Source organism: Streptomyces sp. L2 (assembly GCF_004124325.1).
In the GTDB taxonomy this organism is placed as follows: Bacteria; Actinomycetota; Actinomycetes; order Streptomycetales; family Streptomycetaceae; genus Streptomyces.
This window is the reverse complement of record NZ_QBDT01000001.1, coordinates 4,054,292-4,078,480: the sequence shown is the minus strand read 5'-3', so window position 1 is coordinate 4,078,480 and position 24,189 is coordinate 4,054,292. Positions and strand designations below refer to the sequence as shown.

Sequence of the window (24,189 nt, the reverse complement as noted above, 5' to 3'; positions counted from 1 at the left end):
CGGTCAGCGCTCAGAAGTAGATCGTAAGAGCGGAGCTTTCGACCGTGACCGGGAGGCGGTGGGTTCTCCAGCGAATCGCCCCCTCTGCCTGGAGGCCTCATGGCCTGGTATCCCGACGCGCATTCGCCGGCCGCGCCATGCGCGGCGAAGCGCGCATTCGAGCACTGACGCGACCCCACCAACCTGCAGTCGCACTTCGCGCTCGGCCACGAGAGCGGCTTCGCCAGTTCATCGACGCCGGGACCCGCGCCGACGCCAACGCGAACCGGCGCGTCAGCGGAACGGGTGCCGCCCGCAGCGAGACCGGCGAGCAGCTCAAGGCAGGTACTTCGCTGTCCCACTCATCGCTCGTGAGTAGAGGAGGATGGGAGTATCTTTTGGTACCGGAGGTGATGGTCTTGAGGATCACAGAGGAAGCCCGGAGTCGGACAACCCGGACGACAGCACCGTTGAAGGTCGATGCGGCCATAGACGAGCTGATCGCGGACGGCGCCCATTTTCTGGGGATGACGAAGAAGGACCTGGTCGCGGAGGCCGTTCGAACCTACTTGGAGATCCGCCGTGAGGAGGTTCGGGCCAGCATGCTGGAGAAGATGCGCAAACTTGACGGATCCGTCGAATCGAGCGTCTCGCTGCTCACCGGACTGTCGCCGGAGCGGATCAAGGAACTCGGCGGAGTAGGCAAGGACGACTGATTCGGTGCGGCCCGCTCGACCCACCCTCCGCGCGCTTCGCGAGGACCTGAAACTACCGCTTCCGTCAGCCCGGGAGCCGCTCAATGAACTGGATCATCCGATCCTGGCCAAGGCCAGGGAACGCTTCACTGACGGCGAGGCCGGACAGGAGCGGATCCGCTCGATCGATGATGAGGTGCTCTTCAAAGTCAAGGTCCAACGCTGGCGCGGAACGGTCTGGACAGACGAGGATCTGCCCTGGCTCATCGCCGCCGGGCAACGCGAGGACGGGTCACCGGACGACTTCTACTCAGCCTTGGAGACGACCGCGAGGGCTGCACGGGCCCGCTACAACGCCGAAGAACGTCAGCCCCTGAGTACGAAGACGTACGTCGGGCATCTCCTCCCGGACCAGAACGACCGCGATCGCTACCAGCTCGAAGCCGGTACCCGGCTCGTCCGCCATCTCGCTGCGGCCGTGCGGGAGCTGGCTCGCGGATCACTGCACGACGGGCACGAACACGCCGCCGACTTACCCACCTTCCGCCTCGGCATCCTCGTACGCGCCGACGACGGCCATGAGACTTACGTCGCCGTGCGCATCACCGGCTCCGTCCCCGACGATCTCATCGCGGTCGTCCTGCGCCATGTCCCCGGCTGCGATCCCACCGACTGGTACCCCGAGTACGCCCTCCCGAGCCGCTCCCTTCTTCCCGCCGAGCAAGCCTGGTCGACCCTCATGGATCCGAAGGCCGCGGCCGAGCTTTTGAACGAGGGATGAGCCGGGACCCCCATCGCACGCCGGCCCAGGGCCGATGACGACCAGAACAAGGAATCCGCTTATGCCGGATCACGACAACTCGTCCCGGACAGTGACTGTCCCCACGTGCGACCACGGACCTGTCGCCGTCTGGGAGCCCGACTGGTGTACGGGCAGCGAGAGCGAGCACCAGCCCGGCGGCTACCGTGACGACATCACGCACGCAAGCCCCGACTACGAATTCACGACCTCAACGAGCCGTGGCACAGCGGTGATCCTGCGGGCATGCTTCGAACAGCGCCCCTTCACCGAGCGCCCACCCGGTCATGTCCCATTCGTGAACGTCGAAATGGACGGCGACTGGCATCCGCATAGTTCCGACGACTTGCGCCGCCTCTCGGACACCCTCACAGCACACGCGGATGGACTCCGAGAACTTGCCGACCGCCTCGACGGTCTCGCCAACGCCTTCGATGCCAGGCAGAGGGGCACGCCTGCGGCGGCGAACCCTGAGAAAAGTCGCGATGGCTGAACTAGCCACGCTGTCCGTCGGCACACCCGCTCACGCAGACGGCCTCCTCACATGGCGTGGGTCCCGACCAGAAGGGCTGGTCGGGACCACGAAACCGCTGGTCAAAGCCACAAGACGGCTGTGACCTCCGTAGGCCCTGTGGGACTCGAACCCACAACCAATGGATTAAAAGTCCACTGCTCTGCCAATTGAGCTAAGGGCCCAGGCGATGTTGCCTCCCCGAGCATAGCGGGACGCGGCCGAGACTCCGATCGGGTATCGGGGTCCCGGCCGCGTCGCGGGGTCGGGGCGGGGGCCGATGGTGGGGCGGGGTCAGGTGCCGGCCCGTTCGCGGGGGCGGGTGTGGGACGGGTTGAGGAACCAGTGGCGGGCCGAGGCCAGCCACCAGGTCGCCGCGAAGCCCAGGACGACGAGGACGGCGACCGGGGCGTAGTTGAAGGTCTCCCAGGTGACCGGGGAGACCTGGGGGAGCATGAAGAGAACGGTGATGACGGCGACCCAGGTCACCGAGACGACCCCGATCACGCCCGACCACCGGCCCAGGTGCCACGGGCCCCGTTCGAAGGCCGCGCCCTTGCGGACCCGGAGGAGGGTCGGGATGACGTACGCGATGTAGAGGCCGATGACCGCGATGGACGTCACCGCCGCGTACGCCGTCGTGTTGATCAGGTAGGGCAGGCCGAGCGCCAGGGCGCCGAGCGCGGCCAGCCAGACGGCGGCGACCGGCGTCCGGGTGCGGGGGCTGACCGTGTGCCAGACGTGCGAGAAGGGCAGCGCGCCGTCGCGGGAGAAGGCGTAGATCATGCGGCTGTTGGCCGTCACCGAGGCCATGCCGCAGAAGAGTTGGGCGCCGATCACCACGAGGAGGAGGAGTTTGCCCGTGGTGGCGCCGAGCGCGTCCAGGAGGATCTGGGCGGGCGGTGCGCCGGTCGGGGACGCCAGCTCCTTGTCGTACGACTGGATCGCGAAGGTGAAGCCGAGCAGGAGGACGAAGCCGGCGATCCACGAGGTCCAGATGGAGCGGACGATGCCCTTCGGGCCGGCCGTCGACGCGTCGTGGGTCTCCTCGGTCATGTGGGCGGAGGCGTCGTAGCCGGTGAACGTGTACTGCGCCATGAGGAGCCCGAGCAGGACGACGTAGAAGCCGCTGCCCCAGCCCGTCTGGTTCACGAACTTCGTGAACACGAAGGACGCCGACTGATGATGGTCGGGGACGAAGGCGAGCGCGCCGACGATGACGGCGACCCCGAGGACGTGCCACCACACGCTCACGCTGTTGAGCAGCGCGACGATCCGCACGCCGAAGGTGTTGAGGAGGCCGTGCAGGACGAGGATCGCGGCGAACAGCAGGACCGTACGGCCCGGGGTCACCCGGAAGTCGAACTGCAGGTTCAGGTAGGCGCCCAGGAACGACGCGGCGCCGAAGTCGATGCCCGCCGTCACCGCCACTTGGCCCAGCACGTTGAACCAGCCCGTGAACCACGCCCAGGCCGCCGCCGAACGGGGTGGCGCGAGCCGGTGCGCCCAGAAGTACAGGCCCGCCGACGTCGGGTACGCGGAGCAGATCTCCGCCATCGACAGGCCCACGAACAGGGTCATCAGGCCGACCGCCACCCAGCCCCAGGTGATCACCGCGGGACCGCCCGTGACCATCCCGAACAGGTACAGGGTCAGGCAGCCGGACAGCACCGAGATGATCGTGAAGGAGACGGCGTAGTTGGAGAACGCCGACATGCGGCGCGCGAGCACCTGGGTGTAGCCGAGCTGGGCCAGCCGTTCCTCGTCCGACAGTCCACTCACTCCGGTGTCATCTGTCATGCCCCCAGCGATTCCCTCGCCGGGGGCATGACATGCGTCACGGGAACAGGCCGTAGGAACCGACCTTCAGAACAGGCCCTCGGAATCGACCCCTCAGAACAGCCCCTTGTACGGCCCCCAGCCCGACTCGATCCTCGTCCGGCTGCCGAACGACCCCTTGCCGTCGCCGGCGTTGCGGTACACGTAGCCCTTGGTGTCCCGCTCCACCAGGTCGTTGCGGCCGTCCCCGGTGATGTCACCGACGCCCACGATGGCGTTGTACGACGAGCCCCACTTCCTGAACACCGTGACCCGGTCCTTCAGCAGCCCGTTGCCCAGCCCGTCGTACCGGTACAGCGTGCCGTCCTTGTACCGCGCGACGACGTCACCGATGCCGTCCCCGTTCAGGTCCCCGGCACCGACGATCTGCGTGAACGCCTTCCAGTTCGTACGGATCCGCTTCCCCGCCGCCAGCTTCCCGTCGCTCGTGGCCGCGAACACGTACATGTCCCCGGTCGACGCCTTCCGCGCCAGCAGATCGGTACGCCCGTCCCCGGTCAGGTCACCGGGCGCGACGAGCACGTCGTAGGCGTTCCAGCCGGTGCCGAGGGACGTATGACTGTTCGACGGCTTGTACGGCTCGCCGCACCGGCCCGCGTACCGGCGCAGTTCACCGTTCGGCATCCGGACCAGCATCTCGGCGCACCGGTCCGTGCCCATGTCGCCGAACGGCACGGCCACCGTCCCGGCCGGCCAGCCGGACCCGCTCTGCTTGGCGTCGTAGGTGCCCATACCCGGGCTGTAGTGCAGGGTCAGGTAACCCGACTTGTTCAACGTGACCAGTTCGCCGTAGCCGTAATAGCCCTGGTCGTGGAAACCCGGGAAACCGCCTGAGTACTCCAGTCGTCCGCCCGTGGTGTAACTGCCGCCGCCGTCCTCGGCCGTGGCCGTCAGTGTCCACGTCACCGGGCCGTTGCGGAGGTAGGCGCCCGAATCGGACTTCAGGTCCCAGTCCACGTCGACGGACGCGCCCTCGCCCCTGATGGTGCGCTGGGCCTGCCCCTGGGCGTCCTTCACGGTGAAGTTCCACTTCGCCGGCTTGTTCAGCTGCCACATGCTGGCCCAGTCGTTGACGCCGTTATTGCCCTTCACATCGGCGTCCGTGGCGTTGGACACGTCTGACTCGATCTTCGTCAGGGACTGCGCCGGCACGCCGCTCTGGACGATCCGGATCGACTTGTCCGAACCGACGTACGCGATGTCGCCGCCGAACTTGTCCACAGTCCAGCTCAGCCGGCGCTGGTCGGCCGTCTGACCGGCCGGCAGGTCGGCGATCGCACGCGGCGAGGCGGCCGTCCCGGTGTGGAAGTCGGTGAGCAGCAGCTTTCCGGCCGCCCGGTCGTGCTGGACCAGGTACCCGTCACCGACCAGCGCGGGACCGGAGGGCACAGTGATTTTCTTCTTCGCCGTACGGTCGTACACCCCCGCGGCACCCGTCGGCCCGCAGTTCCAGTAGATCCAGCGGCCGACGACCTGGAGTTCCTTGACCTTGCAGGGCGCTCCGGTGGAGACGGTCGCGACTGTCTTCCGTGCCTCCAAGTCGTAGGAGGTGACGACACCGTTCCCCGTGCCCGGCGTCCACAGGCCCGCCCCCCACACGGACGCGGCCGTGATGGACCGGGTGAGCCGCTCATTGGCGGTGCGGAGGTAGTTCACCGCGTCGACGTACATCTTGCCGGTCGAGGGCGCCTGGTAGACGTAGTAGCGCCCGGTGGCGTCGACGAAGCGACCGCCGGTGACGGTCGGCTCGTCGGTGCCGCTGAGCGTGTTCTCGCTCAGACGGATCTCGGCTGTCTGCCTGCCGGCGGAGTCGTCCATGAAGTAGCCGACGTACGTGTTGCCGAAGGAGCGCATCGGGACGCAACCCCGAGGTCCGGCCTCGCAAGGCACCCGCTGCAGGTGGTAGCCGCCCGCGTACTCGTCGGCGTAGCCCCGGGAGGTCTTCGTCACCACCGTGGAACCGTCGGCGGAGATCTGCCGGCCGATCACCCACTGAAATCCGCTGGGGGTGTTCTCCACGCTGGTCAGAAAACCGCCCGCGTAGTCGAGGCCCCACACGCCGTCCGTCGCGATCGGCGTGGCGGTGGGCTCCGCGGCGACGGGGGCCGCGGTGGTCAGAGAGCCCGCGCCGAGGGCGGCGAGGCTGATGAGCACGGAAGCGATCCGGGCATGCCGGGTCAAAGGGTCCCTCCCCAGGGAGATCCGAAAAGGCGCGGCTGCCGACCTCGGATTCCCCCCGCAGCGGCACCGCGCTCGCAAGTCAAAGGATGTTAACAACCGTCACACAGCGGCCGGTAGGTCGAAGGGCATGACGAAAGGGCCCGTACGACGGTGTCGTACGGGCCCTGTTCGGGTCGGTGGGTCCGGGCAGGCGGACCTCAGCCGGGGTCAGCCGTTGCGCTTCCAGCGGGGCTTGTCGTCGCGGCGGCCGAAGGAGCCGGTGCCGCTGCCTCGGTGGTCGTCGCGGCGGCCGTAGGGGCGGTCGTGGCCGCCGGAGCGGAAGCCCGGGCGGTCGTCGCGGCGGTCGCGGTTGAACGGGCGGTCGCTGCCCCGGTGGCCGCCGCGGTCGTCGCGGCGGAAGCCGGGACGGTCGTCACGGCGCTCGAAGCCACGGCCACCGCGGTCACCCTCGAAGCCACGGCCACCACGGTTGTCGCGGTCACGGTCCCGGTCGAAGGGGCGGCGGTCGTCGCGGCGGTTGTCGTCGCGGCGCTCGAAGCCACGGCCACCGCGGTCGCCCCGGTTGTCCCGGTCGTCGCGGCGGAAGCCCGGACGGTCGTCACGGCGCTCGAAGCCACGGCCACCACGGTTGTCGCGGTCGCGGTCGAACGGGCGGCGGTCGTCGCGGCGGTTGTCGTCGCGGCGCTCGAAGCCACGGCCACCACGGTCGCCGCCACGGTTGTCGCGGTCGCGGTCGAAGCCACGGTCCCGGCGCTCGAAGTTACGGCCACCACGGTCGCCCCGGTCACCCCGGTCGTCGCGGCGGTCGAAGCCGCGCCGCTCCCGGCGCTCGTACGACGGTCCGTCCGCCGGACGCTCCTCGCGCGCCGCCGGCTGCTCCGGGACCGATGCCTCGGCCACGGCCTCCTCGGCCGCTGCCTGGGCCTCGGCCACCGCGGTCTCCGGGTCCTCGCCGCGCTCGCGGGCGACTCGGGCGACCAGCCGGTCGGCGTCCTCGCGCAGCTCGGCCGCGCGGCGCTGGGCGCGCTCCAGCTGCTTGGTGAGCTGGGCGACCTCGCGCTCGGCCTGCTGGGCGGCGTTGCCCGCGGACTCGGCCTGGACCTCCGTCATGGAGCGGGCGCCGGTGATCTCGGCGACCTCCGGGTCGAAGGCGGCCCCGCCCTGGATGATGTGGCGGCCCGCGTCGACGCCGGCGTCCTCCATCAGGCGGAAGATCTGGCGCCGCTGGTGCGGCAGGGAGAGGGAGACGACCGTGCCGGTGCGGCCGGCGCGGGCCGTGCGGCCGGCGCGGTGCAGGTAGTCCTTGTGGTCGCCGGCCGGGTCCACGTTGAGGACCAGGTCGATGCCGTCGACGTGGATGCCGCGCGCGGCGACGTCGGTGGCGACGAGGACGTTGACGTAGCCGTCCTTGAAGTCGGCCAGCGTGCGGGTGCGGGCGCCCTGGGTCATGCCGCCGTGCAGCGCGTCCGCCTTCACGCCCGACTCGCGCAGCTGCTCGGCGACGCGGTCGGCGCCCAGCTGGGTGCGGACGAAGATGATCGTGCGGCCCTTGCGGGAGGCGATCGCGGCCGTGACCGGCGCCTTGTCCTTGGGCTTCACGATCAGGATGTGGTGGGACATGGTCGTCACCGCGCCCTGGGCCGCGTCCACCTCGTGCAGGACGGGCTCGGCCAGGTAGCGGTCGACCAGGGTCTTGATCTCGTTCTCCATGGTGGCGGAGAACAGCATCCGCTGGCCGCCGGCCGGGACCTGGTCGAGGAGCTCGGTGACCTCGGGCAGGAAGCCCAGGTCGGACATCTGGTCGGCCTCGTCCAGGACGGCGATCCGCACGTCCTCCAGGGAGCAGGCGCCGCGGTTGATGATGTCGCGCAGCCGGCCCGGAGTGGCGACGAGGATGTCGACGCCGCGCTCCAGGGCGTAGATCTGGTTGCCCATCGACGTGCCGCCGCAGACGACCTTCATCTTCAGGCCGAGGACGTCGCCGTACGGCTGGAGGGCGTCGGCCACCTGCATGGCCAGCTCGCGGGTCGGCGTGAGGATCACGGCGCGCGGCTTGTGCTTGGCGGTGCGGCCGCCGGCCAGGGTCGCCAGCGTCGGCAGACCGAAGGAGAGGGTCTTGCCGGAGCCGGTGCGGCCACGGCCGAGGATGTCCTTGCCGGCCAGGGCGTCCGGGATGGTCGCGGCCTGGATCGGGAAGGGGGTGGTCACGCCGTTCTGCGCGAGCTTGCGCACGATGCCCTCGGGGAGGCCGAGGTCGGCGAAGGTGATCTGGGGGGTCTGGGGGGACTGAGCGGTCTGGGTGTCAGCGGCCTCGTCGGCCTCGGTGACCTCGGTCGCCACGTCCGACGCCTCCGACACGGCGGCGAGGTCGTTCACGATCTCGTCGGCGTTGTCGTTGTCGTTCTCGGGCATGACGATCTGGTCTGAACTGGACACGGACATGCGAATGCGAAACCTTCCGGAGTCTCGTCGGCACGCGCCCGTCAACTCCGTGATTCGCACACGACCGCCTCAATGCGGTCCGCCACGGCAAGGGAGAGTACGCGCCACACGGCGCGCTCTGTGGTGGCGCCGGGCAAATGGGATCAAACGATCTACCACCATACGCACCCACCACCCCCGAAGGCAAACCGAGCCCGGGCCGACTCCCATGCCCCCAGGTCAGGCCCCTGATCGCCGCCGGCCGCTCCAGGTGACCCGCTCACACGGGGACCCCCGCCGCCGGTGCCGGCTCCCGCTGGGCGAGCTGCGGGGCCGGGTCCTCGTGCGCCGAGGAAGAGGGCTCGGCCGACGGCTGCTCCGTGGGAGGCGGGGGCGGCGGGCTGGACGCCGGGGGCGGGGGCGGCGCGGACGTCACCGGCGGCGTCGGCGGGGCCTTCGTCGGCGCCGGCTGCCCGGGACCCTCGGACTTCACCGGCCCCGCCGGGGTCGCCGAGGCGCTGCCCGGCCCGGACGGCGTGGGGGACGCCGAGGGCGACTCGCCGGGCTTGGCCTTCTTCCCGTGGCCGTGCTTGCCGTCGGCCTCCGCCCCGCCGTTCCCACCGCCCACGGCACCCGCCGGACCGCCGCCGGACACCTCACCGCCGCGCTGCCCCGCCGAATGCGAGGGCCGCGCCGGAGCGGCGTCGTCACCCACGCTCACACAGCCGGCGGCAGCGGCGACGGTGAGCACCGTGACGGCCAGGCGGACGGGTACGGTCAAGGGGCGCACGGTGGCCACCTCCGGAGACGGGAAGGGGAGTCAGCCTCCCCAACTCCCGCCGCCCGCAAGAGGACACGCCCCACGTTCGAATCGCGCCACCCCCGCGGGGCCGCCACTCACCCGGTACCGGGCACTCGTCCGTCACCGGGCGGCGCTCAACAGCCGCCCGGCACTCACCCGTAGCCGAGCGCGTGCAGCCGTGCGTCGTCGATGCCGAAGTGATGGGCCACCTCGTGGACGACGGTGACCTCCGTCTCCGCGACCACGTCCTCGCGGCTCGCGCAGAACCTGAGCGTCGGCCCCCGGTAGATGGTGATCCGGTCCGGCAGCACGCCCGCGTACCACTCCCCGCGCTCGGTCAGCGGCGTCCCCTCGTACAACCCGAGCAGATCGGGATCGCCGGCGGGCGGTTCGTCCTCGACGAACACCGCGACGTTGTCCATCAGCCGTGTCAGTTCCGGCGGGATCCGGTCCAGCGCCTCGGCGACCAGTTCCTCGAACTCCTCGCGCGTCATCTCCAGCACAGGCTCATTGTCCGTTACGCGCGCCGCATAGCCACCATGGGACTTGGGCATACGGGACCAATGGTCCGCGTATCCGCCCCCGCCCAGCGCAGCCTGCCCGCCCGGACCCTCGACCGCGTACGCCACACCCTCGACCGCGCACGCCGCACCCTGAACCGCGCGCGCCGCACTCGCGAACCGTCACCGGCTCGACCCGGTCACCCCGCCCACCCCGCCCTCCCGGACCTCGAACTCGCCGGCGGCCGCCCCAGCCCCTGGCTCCGCGCCCTCGGCCTCACCGCCGTCGTCGTCGCCGGCGCCTGGCTGGGCCTGCTGATCGTCGGGAACGTACGGGCTCAGGTCGGCCCGATGAACACCACGATGGCGCTACGGCCCTCCCTCACCGGCGGCACGAAGATCAACGTCTCCCCGCTCGGCGCACTCACCCTGGACACGCACGTCGCCCCCGTCCGGCTCGACGTCAACGTCGACCAGCTCGACCCCGAACGCGCCCAGGCCCTCGTCGACCACCCCGAACGCATCTCCGGCCTCCAGGACGAGGTCACCCACGACGTCGAACACGGCACCCTCGACCTCGCCGTACGCTCCGGCGTCGCCGTCGTCAGCGGCGCCATGGCCCTCGGCCTCGCCGTCTACCGCCGCCCCCGCCGCGCCCTCGCCGCCGGCGGACTCGCCTTCACCCTGCTCGCGACCTCCGGCGCCACGGCCTACGCCACCTGGAACCCCGAATCGGTCCTGGAACCGAAGTTCTCCGGACTGCTCACCTCGGCACCCTCCCTGGTCGGCAACGCACGCAACATCGTCACGGAATTCGACGTCTACCAGAAGGAACTGGCACGCCTGGTGACCAACGTGACCAAGCTGTACGACGTCACATCCACGCTCCCCGCCTACCAGCCGGACCCCTCCACCGTCCGCGTCCTGCACGTCTCCGACATCCACCTCAACCCGGCCAGCTGGAAGATCATTGCCTCGCTGGTGGAGCAGTACAAGGTGAACGTGGTCGTCGACTCCGGCGACACCATGGACCACGGCACGGCGGCCGAGAACGGCTTCCTCGACCCGATCGGCGACCTGGGCGTGCCCTACGTCTGGGTACGGGGCAACCACGACTCCCTGACCACCCAGCGCCGTCTCCAGCACATGAAGAACGTGCACGTCCTGGACGACGGCCGGGCCGAGACCATCGCCGGCCTGCGCTTCGCCGGCATCGGCGATCCGCAGTTCACCCCCGACCGCTCCGTCCAGCCCGGCGGCGACGCGGCCGAGCGGCTCGCGGGCGACCGGCTCGCCACGGCCCTGCGGTCCCAGCGCGCGGCGGGCACCCCGGTGGACGTGGCGATCGCACACGAACCCTCGGCCGCACGGGAGACCGACGGCACGGTCCCCCTCGTCCTCGCCGGCCACCTGCACCGCGAAAGCACCGAGGTCATGAGGTACGGCACCCGGCTGCGCGTCGAGGGCTCCACGGGCGGAAGCGGGCTGCGGGCCGTCGACGACAAGTATCCCGACCCCATCGAGGCGTCGATCCTCTACTTCGACCGGGACACCCGCCGGCTCCAGGCCTGGGACGCGATCAAGCTCGGCGGCCTCGGTCTCACGACAGCCGAGGTCAGCCGCCACCTGCCGGAGGAGAACCAGCCCGGCGCCACCCCGGTCCCGAGCACCCGGACCCCGAGCACCCGCGGGACCCCGGCCACGCCCGCACCCCCTTCCGGGCCGCCCTCACCGTCCTCCCGGCGCTCCCCTTAAACCGTTTTGGCGATAGTCCCCGCCATCCCATATGCTTCTCACGTCCCCGACGCGCTGCGAAGCGCGCAGGCGGGCCGATAGCCCTCATCGTCTAGCGGCCTAGGACGCCGCCCTTTCAAGGCGGTAGCACGGGTTCGAATCCCGTTGGGGGCACGCACCACCATGTGCGACACTGTCGTACGAAAGCTTGGTCCTGTGGAGCAGTTTGGAGTGCTCGCCACCCTGTCAAGGTGGAGGCCGCGGGTTCAAATCCCGTCAGGACCGCTGAGGTTTCACGTGAAACCTCGCGGCTGGGTAGCTCAGTTGGTACGAGCGATCGCCTGAAAAGCGATAGGTCGCCGGTTCGACCCCGGCCCCAGCCACCGTCAGAAGGCCCCGTTCAGCAGAGCGGGGCCTTCGTCGTATGCGCCACGTATGCCCCCTCGCGCGGGCGGGCGGCCGGGCCGGCGGAGCAAATCGTTCGCCAGGGATTTCGGTGAGGTGAGATCCTGGGTCGCGTATGTCTACGCATCCCGCCTCTGACCTGGGCGCCCTCGCTTCCCGTCTGGCCGAGTTGTCGTTGCGCGATGCGCACCGGCTCGGGCGGCGGCTGGAGGGTGCGCGCAAGATTCGTAAGCCGGAGGCCCGTGCCGCCGTTCTCGCCGAGATCGAGGCGGAGGTCGGCAAGGCCGAGGCCCGGATGGCCGAGCGGCGGGGCCGCGTGCCCGCCGTCTCGTATCCCGGGCAGCTGCCGGTCAGCCAGAAGAAGGACGACATCGCGGCGGCCATCCGGGATCACCAGGTGGTCATCGTCGCAGGTGAGACCGGGTCCGGTAAGACCACGCAGATCCCGAAGATCTGTATGGAGCTGGGCCGGGGTGTGCGCGGGATGATCGGGCACACCCAGCCCCGGCGGATCGCCGCCCGTACCGTCGCCGAGCGGGTGGCCGAGGAGCTGGACACTCCGCTCGGCGCGGCCGTCGGCTGGAAGGTGCGGTTCACCGACCAGGTGAACCCGGACGGCACGTTCATCAAGCTGATGACCGACGGCATCCTGCTCGCCGAGATCCAGACCGACCGCGAGCTGCGCGCCTACGACACGATCATCATCGACGAGGCCCACGAGCGGTCCCTCAACATCGACTTCCTGCTCGGGTACCTGGCGCAGTTGCTGCCGCGCCGGCCGGATCTGAAGGTCGTCATCACGTCGGCGACCATCGACCCGGAGCGGTTCTCCCGGCACTTCGGGGACGCGCCGATCATCGAGGTCAGCGGGCGGACGTATCCGGTGGAGGTGCGGTACCGGCCGCTGCTGGAGGAGGGTTCCGGGGACGGCGCGGACGCCGACCGGGACCAGATCACGGCGATCACGGACGCCGTCGAGGAGCTGATGGGCGAGGGGAAGGGCGACGTCCTCGTCTTCCTCTCCGGGGAGCGGGAGATCCGGGACACGGCGGACGCGCTGATCAAGAAGCAGTACAAGTTCGTGGAAGTGCTGCCGCTGTACGCGCGGCTGTCGCACGCCGAACAGCACCGGGTGTTCCAGCCGCACACCGGGCGCAGGATCGTGCTGGCGACGAACGTGGCCGAGACGTCGCTGACCGTGCCCGGCATCAAGTACGTCATCGACCCGGGCTTCGCCCGTATCTCCCGCTACAGCCACCGCACGAAGGTGCAGCGGCTGCCGATCGAGCCGGTCTCGCAGGCCAGCGCCAACCAGCGCAAGGGCCGCTGCGGGCGCACCAGTGACGGCATCTGCATCCGGCTCTACAGCGAGGACGACTTCGAGGCGCGGCCGGAGTTCACCGACGCCGAGATCCTGCGCACGAACCTGGCGTCGGTCATCCTCCAGATGACCGCGGCCGGCCTCGGCGACATCGAGAAGTTCCCGTTCATCGACCCGCCGGACCACCGCAACATCCGTGACGGCGTGCAGCTGTTGCAGGAGCTGGGCGCGCTGGACCCGGCGCAGAAGGACGCGCGCAAGCGGCTCACGGAGACCGGCCGGAAGCTGGCGCAGCTGCCGGTCGACCCGCGTCTGGCCCGGATGGTGCTGGAGGCGGACAAGAACGGCTGCGTCCGCGAGGTCATGGTGATCGCGGCGGCGCTGTCCATCCAGGACCCGCGCGAGCGTCCGGCGGAGAAGCAGGCGCAGGCCGACCAGCAGCACGCCCGGTTCAAGGACGAGACCAGCGACTTCCTGGCGTATCTGAACCTGTGGCGGTACGTCCGTGAGCAGCAGAAGGAGCGGGGCTCCAGTTCGTTCCGGCGGATGTGCAAGCAGGAGTACCTGAACTTCCTGCGCATCCGTGAGTGGCAGGACATCTACTCGCAGTTGCGTACGGTCGCCAAGCAGATGGGCATCCACCTCGACGAGAACGACGCCCCCGGCGACCGTATCCATGTCTCGCTCCTCGCCGGTCTCCTCTCCCACATCGGGATGAAGGACGTGAAGGACGGCAACAAGAACGAGTACCTGGGGGCGCGGAACGCGAAGTTCGCGGTGTTCCCGGGTTCGGCGCTGTTCCGCAAGCAGCCGCGGTTCGTGATGTCGGCGGAGCTGGTGGAGACCTCGCGGCTGTGGGCGCGGGTCAACGCGAAGATCGAGCCGGAATGGGTCGAGCCGCTGGCCGGGCACCTGCTGAAGCGGACATACAGCGAGCCGCACTGGGAGAAGGACCAGGCGGCCGTGATGGCGTACGAGAAGGTGACGCTGTACGGCGTCCCGATCGTCGCGCAGCGGAAGGTGAACTACGGGCGGATCGACCCGGAGGTCAGCCGGGAGCTGTTCATCCGCAACGCGCTGGTGGAGGGCGACTGGCGTACGCACCACAAGTTCTTCGCGGACAACCGGAAGCTGCTCAGCGAGGTCGAGGAGCTGGAGCACCGGGCGCGGCGCCGGGACATCGTCGTGGACGACGAGACGCTGTTCGACTTCTACGAGCAGCGGGTGCCCGAGCACGTCGTCTCCGGGGCGCACTTCGACTCGTGGTGGAAGCGGAAGCGGCACGAGCAGCCGGAGTTCCTGGACTTCGAGCGGGAGATGCTGATCCGGGAGTCGGCGGAGGCGGTCACCAAGGCCGACTATCCGGACTCCTGGCGGCAGGGGCCGCTGAAGTTCCGGGTGACGTACCAGTTCGAGCCGGGTGCGGACGCGGACGGCGTGACCGTGCACGTGCCGCTCCAGGTGCTGAACCAGGTCACCGACGAGGGCTTCGACTGGCAGATCCCGGGGCTGCGGGAGGAGTTGGTGACGGAGCTGATCCGTTCGCTGCCCAAGCCGATCCGCCGCAACTACGTGCCGGCGCCGAACTTCGCGCGGCGGTTCCTGGAGGTGGCGGAGCCGCTGCGGGAGCCGCTGACCGTGGCGATGGCGCGGGAGCTGAAGCGGATGGTGGGGGTGCCGTTCGAGGCCGAGGACTTCGACCGGTCGAAGGTGCCGGACCATCTGCGGATCACGTTCCGGATCGTCGACGAGCGGCGTCGCAAGCTCGCGGAGGACAAGGGCCTCGAAGCGCTGAAGCTGCGGCTGAAGCCGAAGGCGCGCCAGGCGCTGTCGCAGGCCGCGGCGGCGACGGCGTCCCGTGAGGGCGGGCCGTCGCTGGAGCGGAAGGGGCTCACGGACTGGACGATCGGCACGCTGACCCGGGTCTTCGAGACGCGTCGCGCGGGGCAGCCGGTGAAGGCGTACCCGGCGCTGGTGGACGACGGTGACACGGTGTCCGTGCGGCTGTTCGACACGGAGGCGGAGCAGGCCGAGGCGATGTGGAAGGGTACGCGGCGGCTGATCCTGCGGAACATTCCGGTGAATCCGGGGAAGTTCGCGAGCGATCGCCTGACGAACGCGCAGAAGCTGGCGCTGTCCGCGAACCCGCACGGCTCGGTGCAGGCCCTCTTCGACGACTGTGCGATGGCGGCGGCGGACAAGCTGATCGGTGATTTCGGCGGGCCGGTGTGGGACGAGGAGTCGTACCGGAAGCTGTACGACAAGGTGCGCGCGGAGATCGTCGACACGACGGTCCGGGCGGTCGGGCAGGTGCAGCAGGTGCTGGCCGCCTGGCAGGCCTGTGAGCGGCGCCTGAAGGCCGTGAGCAGTCCTGTGCTGCTGGCGAACCTGACGGACGTGCGCAGGCAGCTGGACGCCCTGGTGAAGCCCGGATTCGTGACGTGGGCGGGGATACGGCGGCTGCCGGACCTGATGCGCTACCTGGTGGCCGCCGACCGGCGTCTGCAGCAGATGCCGACGAGTGTGCAGCGGGACACCACGCGCATGGAGAAGGTCCACGAGATGCGGGACGAGTACGCGTGGCTGCTGGAGCAGTTGCCGCGGGGGCTGCCCGTGCCGTCCGCCGTGCTGGACATCCGCTGGATGCTGGAGGAGCTGCGCGTCAGCTATTTCGCGCACGCGCTGGGGACGGCGTACCCGGTGTCCGACAAGCGGATCGTGAAGGCGATCGACGCGGCCGTTCCGTAGTGGGAGGCGTACGGAGGGTGAGTTCGACCAGTGGGCTCACCCTCCTGTACAGTCTCTTCTCGCAGCGCAACGCAGCAATAAGCGCCGCAAACCTGGTCCTGTGGAGCAGTTTGGAGTGCTCGCCACCCTGTCAAGGTGGAGGCCGCGGGTTCAAATCCCGTCAGGACCGCATAGATGTGTGAGGCCCGCGCTCAGCTAGAGCGCGGGCCTCGTTCGTGTGCCCGAATGGTCGCCCCCGCCGCCCCTACCCTTTCCCGTCCTCCAGGGGCTGCGCCCCTTCGACCCCCTCGGAGCTCCGCCCCGAACCCCGCCCCGCCGGGGGCCCGTCCCGCCGGGGACCCCGCCTCGAACGCCGCCCGTGGGGGCCCCGCCTTCGAGGAGCCCGCCCCTTCGGAGACCCCGTCCCGTCGGGGGCCCCGCTCCTTCGGAGACCCCGCTCCACAGCCCGGATCCGTGGAGCAGCGCTTCGGGCCACGCACCGCACCAGAGCCGGAGCGTGGCTGGGGCGTTCCGCGCAACCGGCGGCGGCGCGGGTGGGGTTGACGGGGTCACATTCCGTCGGTACTCAGGGAGCAGGGCCTGTTGGGGTGCGGGGCTGCTGGAGGTGGCGTATGGCGGCATCGGTCAGGCACGAGACGCGGGCGCTGCTCAGGGCCCATCTGTCGGCCGCCTCGGCCTACCGGCACCTCACCCGCCACTGCCCGATCTGTCACCGCCTTCTGCGCCTCGCGATGGATTCCGTCCCCCCGACCGCGCCGGCCCGGGGCGAGGGCGAGAAGGCCCCTGCCGTGTGACCCCCGCCCAACCTTTGGTTCACTGTTCAACTGCGTGGTGTGCGTGGCAGAGTGGAGTGGATGGTTCCGTTTATCCCCGGGAAGGGTGTGACGGGAGTCACCGTATGAGTTTTTGAAACAGCGGTACTTACCCCCTTCCTACAACTGGTCAATTTAATATGTGCAATTGCACTGCTCCCCCCAGACTCCGACAAGCCCGCTCACACAGCCGTCACCCCACCCCCGACCAGCGCACAAAAAAGATCGCGCCGGACCCGGAGGTCCAGCGCGATCTACGACGCACCCTGTGTCGCTCGCCTGAAAGTTCTGTTCGGCTTGGGCGTGGGCCCTGTTGGGGCAGGTCCCGCGTCGCTCTGAGCTAGGGGCCGGACAGGTGGGCCGGTTGGGGGAACTGGCCGTATTGCCCGGTTATTGAGTTGTTCAGGCCTCGCTGCGCTGCTGCGGGATGCCCGCCAGCAGTGCGCGCACCTCGGCCTCGCGATAGCGGCGGTGCCCGCCGAGCGTACGAATGGATGTGAGCTTGCCGGCCTTCGCCCACCGCGTGACCGTCTTCGGGTCCACGCGGAACATGGTGGCGACCTCAGCCGGGGTCAGCAGCGGCTCGGCATCAGGGGTGCGAGCGGTCATGAGCGGCCTCCTCGGAGAACCGACGTTCTCGGTTCTTTCCTCTAAATTCTGCACCTTGACCCGCGTTGCCCGAAATGGCGGACGCGAGTCGAGTCGGTTATAGGACGAACGGCTTGTCCTCGGCACTACAACTACACCATCTGTCCAGCCGCGTCGGCCAAACCGATGGAATTGCCCTCCCAGGTGTTCATCAGCGACGGATGCCGATGGACCATGCCATAGCGGACAGTCACGCCACTGTGACGATCAGTCACAGGGCGATCAGGAGGCACCAGACCCCCCAGAGTGGAGCAATACGTAGATTCCACCCATGAAGCAGCATAGTTGGGCGGACGGAGCCTTCCCCGGGCTCCTTGTCCTATTTTGGCATGAGGGGTGGCAAGTAGGGCAACCCTCTTGTAAGTGCCGTCCATCACCCTTGAGACAAAAGCCCGGATCGGGGCCAACGTCCCGTCAGGTGTCCTAAGTGCCGTTGACCGTACGCTGTTCGAGGGCATTTCGACCGTGATCCACGTCACTTGGACCGCTCAGTTCGCCGAGCGCAGATCCCGTACCGCCCGCCACCGCTCCACCAGCCGGGCGTAGGCCTCGCCGGCCGCCGCTCCGTCGCCCCGGCGCAGCGCCTCGATGCCCTCGGCGACGTCCGCCGCCGAGTGGTCGCCCTCCAACTCCCCTGCGGGGACGGCGTGGACGAGCCCGCCGTAGTCCAGCTCCACCAGGGAGCGCGGGTGGAACTCCTCCAGCCAGCGGCCGACGTCCACCAGGCCGTCGATCAGCGGCCCTTCCTCGATGCTGTCCCGCAGGGTGCGCAGGGCCCGCGCCACCCGCCGCCGGGCCTGCACCATCGGCGTGCGGTAGCGCAGCAGCGGCGGCACCTCGGCGGTGCCCTTCTCGTACCGCCGCTCCTCGTCGGAGACCAGGACGAACCAGTTCAGCGGCACCTGCCAGGTGGCGGTGCGGATCCAGGGCCGGGCGTCGGGGTTGCGGGCGAGCCAGCGTTCGTAGTCCTGGGCGGCCTGCAGGCGCACCAGCGGCGGCAGCACCGCGTCCAGGACCGGCGGCGGCAGCTCCCCGGAGAGGCCGTCCAGCGCCTGCCAGCCGCGCAGCCGGGTCCGCCAGGGGCAGACGCAGACGACGCCGTCGACCTCCAGCACGAAGGCGTCCGCGCTCTCGTGCACCGGCACGGGGACGGGCGGGGTGGGCAGCAGGTCGGCCAGGGAGCGGCGCAGTTCGTCCTGGTAGGAGGGCCGGTCGGAGCGGCGCGCGTAGCGGGTCCAGTGGGCGCGCTCCGGCTCGGGGAACGCGCCGAGCGGCTCGTACACGCGCAGATACGCGGCGTAGGGGACCACCGCGGAGGACACCTTGGGCACGCCTGCTCCCTCCCCTTCGGACCCGCCTCGAAACCCGCACCGGACCCGGGTCGGACCTGGACATCGCTCGAACCTGTTCGGCACTGGAACCCACAGCAAAACCACTGCAAATCGTCCCACGGTCATACGTGCGTACACGGCTCGGGAGAGTGATCCTGAACACTGCGCGGATGGCGGCCGGGCCGAGGCTCTACGCTCATGCCACAGCTCTCCGCCACCCGTACGGGGACTGCACCCCACTCGCCGCTATTTACTCAGGAGTCACCACAGTGACCGACGTAACCGGCGCGCCTGCTGATGTCCTGCACACCCTGTTCCACTCGGACCAGGGCGGCCATGAGCAGGTCGTGCTCTGCCAGGACCGCGCCAGCGGCCTCAAGGCCGTGATCGCCCTCCACTCCACCGCTCTGGGTCCCGCCCTCGGCGGTACCCGCTTCTACCCGTACGCGACCGAGGCGGAGGCCGTCGCCGACGCCCTCAACCTCGCGCGCGGCATGTCGTACAAGAACGCCATGGCCGGTCTGGACCACGGCGGCGGCAAGGCCGTCATCATCGGCGACCCCGAGCGCGACAAGAGCGAGGCGCTGCTCCTCGCCTACGGCCGCATGGTCGCCTCGCTCGGCGGGCGCTACGTCACCGCGTGCGACGTCGGCACCTATGTCGCCGACATGGACGTCGTGGCCCGTGAGTGCCGCTGGACCACCGGCCGCTCCCCCGAGAACGGCGGGGCCGGCGACTCCTCGGTGCTCACCTCCTTCGGCGTCTACCAGGGCATGCGCGCCTCCGCGCAGCACCTGTGGGGCGACCCGTCGCTGCGCGACCGCAAGGTGGGCGTGGCCGGCGTCGGCAAGGTCGGTCACCACCTGGTGAAGCACCTGCTGGACGAGGGCGCCGAGGTCGTCGTCACGGACGTGCGCGAGGACGCCGTACAGCGGCTCCTGGACCAGTACCCGGGGCGGGTCTCGGCGGTCGCCGACACCGAGGCGCTGATCCGCGTGGAGGGGCTCGACATCTACGCCCCCTGCGCGCTGGGCGGCGCCCTGAACGACGACTCCGTGCCCGTGCTCACCGCCAAGGTGGTGTGCGGCGCCGCGAACAACCAGCTGGCCCACCCGGGTGTGGAGAAGGACCTCGCCGACCGCGGGATCCTCTACGCGCCGGACTACGTGGTGAACGCCGGCGGTGTCATCCAGGTGGCCGACGAGCTGCACGGGTTCGACTTCGAGCGGTGCAAGGCGAAGGCGGCGAAGATCTTCGACACCACGCTCGCGATCTTCGCACGTGCGAAGGACGACGGGATCCCGCCGGCCGCGGCGGCCGACCGGATCGCCGAGCAGCGCATGGCGGAGGCGCGCGGGGCGCACTGACCCCGGACACCGTCGCCGGCCACCCCACGGCGGCGCTGTAGCAGCGCCGCGGCCGGCCTGCGGCCGTGATCGGGCACCCTCCCGGGGTGTCCGATCACTCACGTGTCGTACACATGAGCGGTACCCGTCGGCGGGAACTTCGAGAGAACTCTCACTTCCCCCGGCGGGTCGTGCTCCGACAAGTGGTTAAAATCGCCATTGACCAGCGAGGACAGGGCACCTCGAAGGTCCTGTGCACACGCGCGTGGTGCGGGCGACGTACCGTATGGGCGCGGGCTCAGGTACCGTGGAAGCCCTACGGACCGGCCTCTCCCCTGAGGGTCCGTTCCGGATCATGAACGCGTGTCAGACTCTGGGGCCGTCGAGCCCCGTCACCGAGGGGGTCGAGCCATGGGGCGCGGCCGGGCCAAGGCCAAGCAGACGAAGGTCGCCCGCCAGCTGAAGTACAACAGCGGTGGGACTGACCTGTCACGTCTGGCCAATGAACTGGGCGCATCGACTTCGAGCCAGCCGCCGAACGGCGAGCCGTTCGAGGACGATGAGGACGATGACGAGGACGACCTGTACTCCCGTTACGCCGACCTCTATGAGGACGACGACGACGAGGACGAGGGTCCCTCACAACACCGTCGCGGCGCTTGACCTTGTACTGAGCTTTCATCCGGTCGGTGGCACAGCCACCGGCCGGCTTCTGTGCTGTCCGCGGACAAGCGGTCGGGAACCGTCGGCCGGGCCGACTGGACCAGCCGGCCCGCGCGGTGCGCCCGGGCCGGCGGCCCCGGATCAGCGGGCGTAGTCCCCGACCAGTTCCGCACCGGTCGTCTTCTCGCCGCGCTCGGTGATCTCGCCGGCCACCCATGCCTCGACACCCCGGTCCGCCAGGGTCGCCAGCGCCACGTCGGCGGACTCCTGCGGGACGATCGCCATCATGCCGACGCCCATGTTCAGGGTCTTCTCCAGCTCCAGGCGCTCGACGTCACCGGTCCTGCCGACGAGGTCGAAGATCGCGCCCGGGGTCCAGGTGGCCCGGTCGACGGTGGCGTGCAGCCCGTCCGGGACGACCCGGGCCAGGTTGGCCGCGAGCCCGCCACCGGTGATGTGGCTGAACGCGTGCACCTCGGCGGTGCGGGTCAGCGCCAGGCAGTCCAGCGAGTAGATCTTGGTGGGTTCCAGCAGCTCCTCACCGAGGCTGCGGCCCAGCTCCGCGATCTCCGCGTCCAGGGCGAGCCCCGCGCGGTCCAGCAGGACGTGGCGGACCAGGGAGTACCCGTTCGAGTGAAGGCCGGACGACGCCATGGCGATCACGGCGTCACCCGTACGGATACGATCCGCGCCGAGCAGCCGGTCGGCCTCCACGACGCCCGTGCCGGCGCCGGCGACGTCGAAGTCGTCCGGGCCGAGCAGTCCGGGGTGCTCGGCCGTCTCGCCGCCCACGAGGGCGCAGCCGGCCAGCACACAGCCCTCCGCGATGCCCTTGACGATCGCGGCGACCCGCTCGGGGTGGACCTTGCCGACGCAGATGTAGTCGGTCATGAACAGCGGTTCGGCGCCGCACACCACGATGTCGTCCATGACCATGGCGACCAGGTCGTGGCCGATGGTGTCGTAGACGCCCATGCGGCGGGCGACGTCGACCTTCGTGCCGACGCCGTCGGTGGCGGAGGCGAGCAGCGGGCGCTCGAAGCGCTTGAGGGCGGAGGCGTCGAAGAGTCCGGCGAAGCCGCCGAGGCCGCCGAGGACCTCGGGGCGCCGGGTCTTCTTCACCCACTCCTTCATCAGTTCCACGGCGCGGTCGCCCGCTTCGATGTCGACGCCCGCCGCTGCGTAGCTGGCACCAGTTGTCTCAGACATGACTGTGAGAGCTTTCGTGTCGTACTGCAGGGGGTGTTACGGGCGGCGGATCGCGTCGGCGGCGGCCGTCGCGGCCGGGCCGGCGGCCAGCTCCGTCTCCAGGAGCTGCTTGCCGAGCAGCTCGGGGTCCGGCAGCTCCATCGGGTACTCGCCGTCGAAGCAGGCGCGGCACAGGTTCGGCTTGGCGATGGTGGTCGCCTCGATCATGCCGTCGATGGAGATGTAGGACAGGGAGTCGGCGCCGAGGCTGGTGCCGATCTCGTCGATGCTCATGCCGTTGGCGATCAGCTCCGCGCGGGTGGCGAAGTCGATGCCGAAGAAGCAGGGCCACTTCACGGGCGGCGAGGAGATCCGGATGTGGACCTCGGCGGCGCCGGCCTCGCGGAGCATGCGGACCAGGGCGCGCTGGGTGTTGCCGCGCACGATCGAGTCGTCGACGACGACCAGGCGCTTGCCCTTGATGACTTCCTTCAGCGGGTTCAGCTTCAGGCGGATGCCCAGCTGGCGGATCGTCTGCGAGGGCTGGATGAACGTACGGCCGACGTAGGCGTTCTTCACCAGGCCGTTGCCGAAGGGGATGCCGGAGGCCTCCGCGTAGCCGATGGCGGCCGGGGTTCCGGACTCCGGGGTCGCTATCACCAGGTCGGCCTCGACCGGGGCCTCCTTGGCGAGGCGGCGGCCCATCTCCACCCGGGAGAGGTACACGTTCCGGCCGGCGATGTCCGTGTCCGGGCGGGCCAGGTACACGTACTCGAAGACACAGCCCTTGGGCTTCGCTTCCGCGAACCGGGAGCTGCGCAGACCGTTCTCGTCGATGGCGACGAACTCGCCCGGCTCGATCTCCCGCACGAAGCTCGCGCCGCAGATGTCCAGCGCGGCGGACTCGGAGGCGACGACCCAGCCGCGCTCCAGGCGGCCGAGGACCAGCGGGCGGATGCCCTGCGGGTCGCGGCCGGCGTACAGGGTGTGCTCGTCCATGAAGACGAGGCTGAAGGCGCCCTTGACCTGCGGGAGGACCGCGTGGGCGGCCTCCTCGATGGTCAGCGGCTTGCCGTCCTCGTCGACCTGGGCGGCGAGCAGCGCCGTCAGCAGGTCGGTGTCGTTGGTCGCCGCGACGCGCGGCGAGCGGCCCTCCTGCTTGGGCAGGTCGGCGACCATCTCCGCGAGCTGCGCGGTGTTGACCAGGTTGCCGTTGTGGCCGAGCGCGATCGAGCCGTGCGCGGTGGCGCGGAACGTCGGCTGGGCGTTCTCCCACACGGAGGCGCCGGTGGTCGAGTAGCGGGCGTGTCCGACCGCGATATGACCCTGGAGCGAACCGAGCGAGGTCTCGTCGAAGACCTGGGAGACGAGGCCCATGTCCTTGAAGACGAGGATCTGGGAGCCGTTGCTGACCGCGATTCCCGCGGATTCCTGACCCCGGTGCTGGAGGGCGTAGAGCCCGAAGTACGTGAGCTTTGCGACCTCTTCTCCGGGAGCCCAGACACCGAAGACGCCGCAAGCGTCCTGGGGGCCCTTTTCGCCGGGAAGCAGATCGTGATTGAGTCGACCGTCACCACGTGGCACGCCACCGAGTGTAGGCGAGGTCGACCACTGGTCCGAATTCGGGAGCGCCGGGGCGGCCGTACCGGCCGGTGTGGATCAGCTTGGCGCTTTTCGGGTTTCCGCAGTTCAGCGCGGCGCCCGCCGCAAGGGTCGGCTCACGGGGCGCCTGCCGCGCGGGGTCCGGCGACCGATTTCCGTGAGCTGTCGCACATCATCCGGGCCCGGCGCGGCTGAGGTCTACGCGCTCTGCGTGACCGTCGTGGCCGGTGCTCAGGGTGAGGCCGGAGTGGTCGGTGCGGGCGGTGAACGTCCCTCCCCCGAGCACTCCGCCGAGGATCCGTTCGAAGGCCATGCGGGCCTCGTCGCACGCCATCTTGGTCGTCCGCAGCTCACCGAAGCGGACGCGGTCGCCGTCCACGGCGGCGGTAGCGCTGAACCGGTTGCAGCCGAGGTCGCCGCTCGCGCGGCCGTCGGCGTCGATGCGGAGGCGGGGGTGGGCGGCGGGGGGCGCCCGGTGGGTCGTACCGCCGGTGGTGACGCTGTCGACGGTCCAGTCCACGCCGGTCACCGGCTGCCCGGGGACGGCCGAGCCGCTGCCGCCGCCCACGGCCTGGCCGGCGCAGGCCGTCACGAGCGGGACGAGGAGGGCCACCACCGCCGGAGCGATGTGCTGCTTGTGCCGTTTCATGGCGATTCGACGCCG

Annotated in this window: 18 protein-coding genes and 5 tRNA genes; 12 read left to right on the top strand and 11 right to left on the bottom strand. The window is 69.9% G+C overall.

Features of this window, described 5'->3' with window-relative positions:
- Positions 1-398 precede the first annotated feature (398 nt).
- From DBP14_RS18080 to DBP14_RS18070, 3 genes are all read left to right on the top strand, one after another.
- Complete coding sequence (locus DBP14_RS18080) at positions 399-695, top strand: hypothetical protein (protein ID WP_241740959.1); 297 nt, start codon at positions 399-401, stop codon at positions 693-695.
- Between the two features lie 4 nt (positions 696-699).
- Positions 700-1,455, top strand: coding sequence for a hypothetical protein (locus DBP14_RS18075; RefSeq protein ID WP_129308220.1), 756 nt, complete (start codon positions 700-702; stop codon positions 1,453-1,455).
- Positions 1,456-1,516: 61 nt separating this feature from the next.
- The gene (locus DBP14_RS18070; RefSeq protein ID WP_129308219.1) at positions 1,517-1,966 is read left to right on the top strand and encodes a hypothetical protein; all 450 of its coding nucleotides are present in this window, start codon (positions 1,517-1,519) and stop codon (positions 1,964-1,966) included.
- Positions 1,967-2,096: 130 nt separating this feature from the next.
- On the opposite strand, the gene DBP14_RS18065 is transcribed toward DBP14_RS18070, so the two are convergent.
- From DBP14_RS18065 to DBP14_RS18040, 6 genes are all read right to left on the bottom strand, one after another.
- Positions 2,097-2,169: transfer RNA gene (locus DBP14_RS18065), tRNA-Lys, on the bottom strand.
- A 109-nt stretch (positions 2,170-2,278) separates the two neighbouring features.
- Positions 2,279-3,784 (bottom strand): amino acid permease, encoded by a 1,506-nt coding sequence (locus DBP14_RS18060; RefSeq protein ID WP_129308218.1) that lies wholly within the window; start codon positions 3,782-3,784, stop codon positions 2,279-2,281.
- 93 nt (positions 3,785-3,877) lie between these two features.
- Positions 3,878-6,004, bottom strand: a complete 2,127-nt coding sequence (locus tag DBP14_RS18055) for a VCBS repeat-containing protein (RefSeq protein ID WP_129308217.1) — start codon at positions 6,002-6,004, stop codon at positions 3,878-3,880.
- A gap of 207 nt (positions 6,005-6,211) precedes the next feature.
- The gene (locus DBP14_RS18050) at positions 6,212-8,446 is read right to left on the bottom strand and encodes a DEAD/DEAH box helicase (RefSeq protein WP_129308216.1); all 2,235 of its coding nucleotides are present in this window, start codon (positions 8,444-8,446) and stop codon (positions 6,212-6,214) included.
- Between the two features lie 259 nt (positions 8,447-8,705).
- A complete protein-coding gene (locus DBP14_RS18045; protein WP_129308215.1) occupies positions 8,706-9,215 on the bottom strand; it encodes a hypothetical protein in 510 nt (169 codons plus the stop codon).
- A 164-nt stretch (positions 9,216-9,379) separates the two neighbouring features.
- The gene (locus DBP14_RS18040) at positions 9,380-9,730 is read right to left on the bottom strand and encodes a metallopeptidase family protein (protein WP_129308214.1); all 351 of its coding nucleotides are present in this window, start codon (positions 9,728-9,730) and stop codon (positions 9,380-9,382) included.
- A gap of 60 nt (positions 9,731-9,790) precedes the next feature.
- On the opposite strand from DBP14_RS18040, the gene DBP14_RS18035 reads away from it, so the two are divergent.
- The 7 genes from DBP14_RS18035 to DBP14_RS36910 all read left to right on the top strand — a co-directional run bounded on the left by DBP14_RS18035 (position 9,791) and on the right by DBP14_RS36910 (position 16,729).
- Positions 9,791-11,482, top strand: coding sequence for a metallophosphoesterase (locus DBP14_RS18035; RefSeq protein ID WP_129308213.1), 1,692 nt, complete (start codon positions 9,791-9,793; stop codon positions 11,480-11,482).
- 80 nt (positions 11,483-11,562) lie between these two features.
- Positions 11,563-11,635 (top strand) — tRNA-Glu (locus DBP14_RS18030).
- 36 nt (positions 11,636-11,671) lie between these two features.
- Positions 11,672-11,746, top strand: a tRNA-Asp gene (locus DBP14_RS18025).
- Between the two features lie 24 nt (positions 11,747-11,770).
- Positions 11,771-11,844, top strand: a tRNA-Phe gene (locus tag DBP14_RS18020).
- A 137-nt stretch (positions 11,845-11,981) separates the two neighbouring features.
- The gene (hrpA, locus tag DBP14_RS18015) at positions 11,982-15,935 is read left to right on the top strand and encodes an ATP-dependent RNA helicase HrpA (protein WP_129308212.1); all 3,954 of its coding nucleotides are present in this window, start codon (positions 11,982-11,984) and stop codon (positions 15,933-15,935) included.
- Between the two features lie 94 nt (positions 15,936-16,029).
- Positions 16,030-16,104: transfer RNA gene (locus tag DBP14_RS18010), tRNA-Asp, on the top strand.
- Between the two features lie 442 nt (positions 16,105-16,546).
- Entirely contained in the window at positions 16,547-16,729 is a 183-nt protein-coding gene (locus DBP14_RS36910) for a DUF6274 family protein (protein ID WP_129308211.1), read from the top strand.
- A gap of 420 nt (positions 16,730-17,149) precedes the next feature.
- Here DBP14_RS36910 and bldC read toward each other — a convergent pair whose 3' ends face one another.
- Together bldC and DBP14_RS17995 are read right to left on the bottom strand one after the other, a co-directional pair.
- Positions 17,150-17,356, bottom strand: coding sequence for a developmental transcriptional regulator BldC (gene bldC / locus DBP14_RS18000; RefSeq protein ID WP_003949541.1), 207 nt, complete (start codon positions 17,354-17,356; stop codon positions 17,150-17,152).
- Between the two features lie 527 nt (positions 17,357-17,883).
- Positions 17,884-18,726, bottom strand: a complete 843-nt coding sequence (locus tag DBP14_RS17995) for a hypothetical protein (RefSeq protein WP_129308210.1) — start codon at positions 18,724-18,726, stop codon at positions 17,884-17,886.
- A gap of 269 nt (positions 18,727-18,995) precedes the next feature.
- Between DBP14_RS17995 and DBP14_RS17990 the strand changes: the two genes are divergently transcribed.
- Both DBP14_RS17990 and DBP14_RS17985 read left to right on the top strand, forming a co-directional pair.
- Complete coding sequence (locus DBP14_RS17990; RefSeq protein WP_129308209.1) at positions 18,996-20,093, top strand: Glu/Leu/Phe/Val dehydrogenase dimerization domain-containing protein; 1,098 nt, start codon at positions 18,996-18,998, stop codon at positions 20,091-20,093.
- A 390-nt stretch (positions 20,094-20,483) separates the two neighbouring features.
- The gene (locus DBP14_RS17985) at positions 20,484-20,735 is read left to right on the top strand and encodes a DUF3073 domain-containing protein (RefSeq protein ID WP_129308208.1); all 252 of its coding nucleotides are present in this window, start codon (positions 20,484-20,486) and stop codon (positions 20,733-20,735) included.
- Between the two features lie 141 nt (positions 20,736-20,876).
- Here the strand turns inward: DBP14_RS17985 and purM are convergent, their stop codons facing one another.
- The 3 genes from purM to DBP14_RS17970 all read right to left on the bottom strand — a co-directional run bounded on the left by purM (position 20,877) and on the right by DBP14_RS17970 (position 24,174).
- Positions 20,877-21,944, bottom strand: coding sequence for a phosphoribosylformylglycinamidine cyclo-ligase (gene purM / locus DBP14_RS17980; protein ID WP_129308207.1), 1,068 nt, complete (start codon positions 21,942-21,944; stop codon positions 20,877-20,879).
- Between the two features lie 36 nt (positions 21,945-21,980).
- Complete coding sequence (gene purF / locus DBP14_RS17975) at positions 21,981-23,507, bottom strand: amidophosphoribosyltransferase (protein WP_129308206.1); 1,527 nt, start codon at positions 23,505-23,507, stop codon at positions 21,981-21,983.
- A 190-nt stretch (positions 23,508-23,697) separates the two neighbouring features.
- Complete coding sequence (locus tag DBP14_RS17970; RefSeq protein ID WP_129308205.1) at positions 23,698-24,174, bottom strand: META domain-containing protein; 477 nt, start codon at positions 24,172-24,174, stop codon at positions 23,698-23,700.
- Positions 24,175-24,189 lie beyond the last annotated feature (15 nt).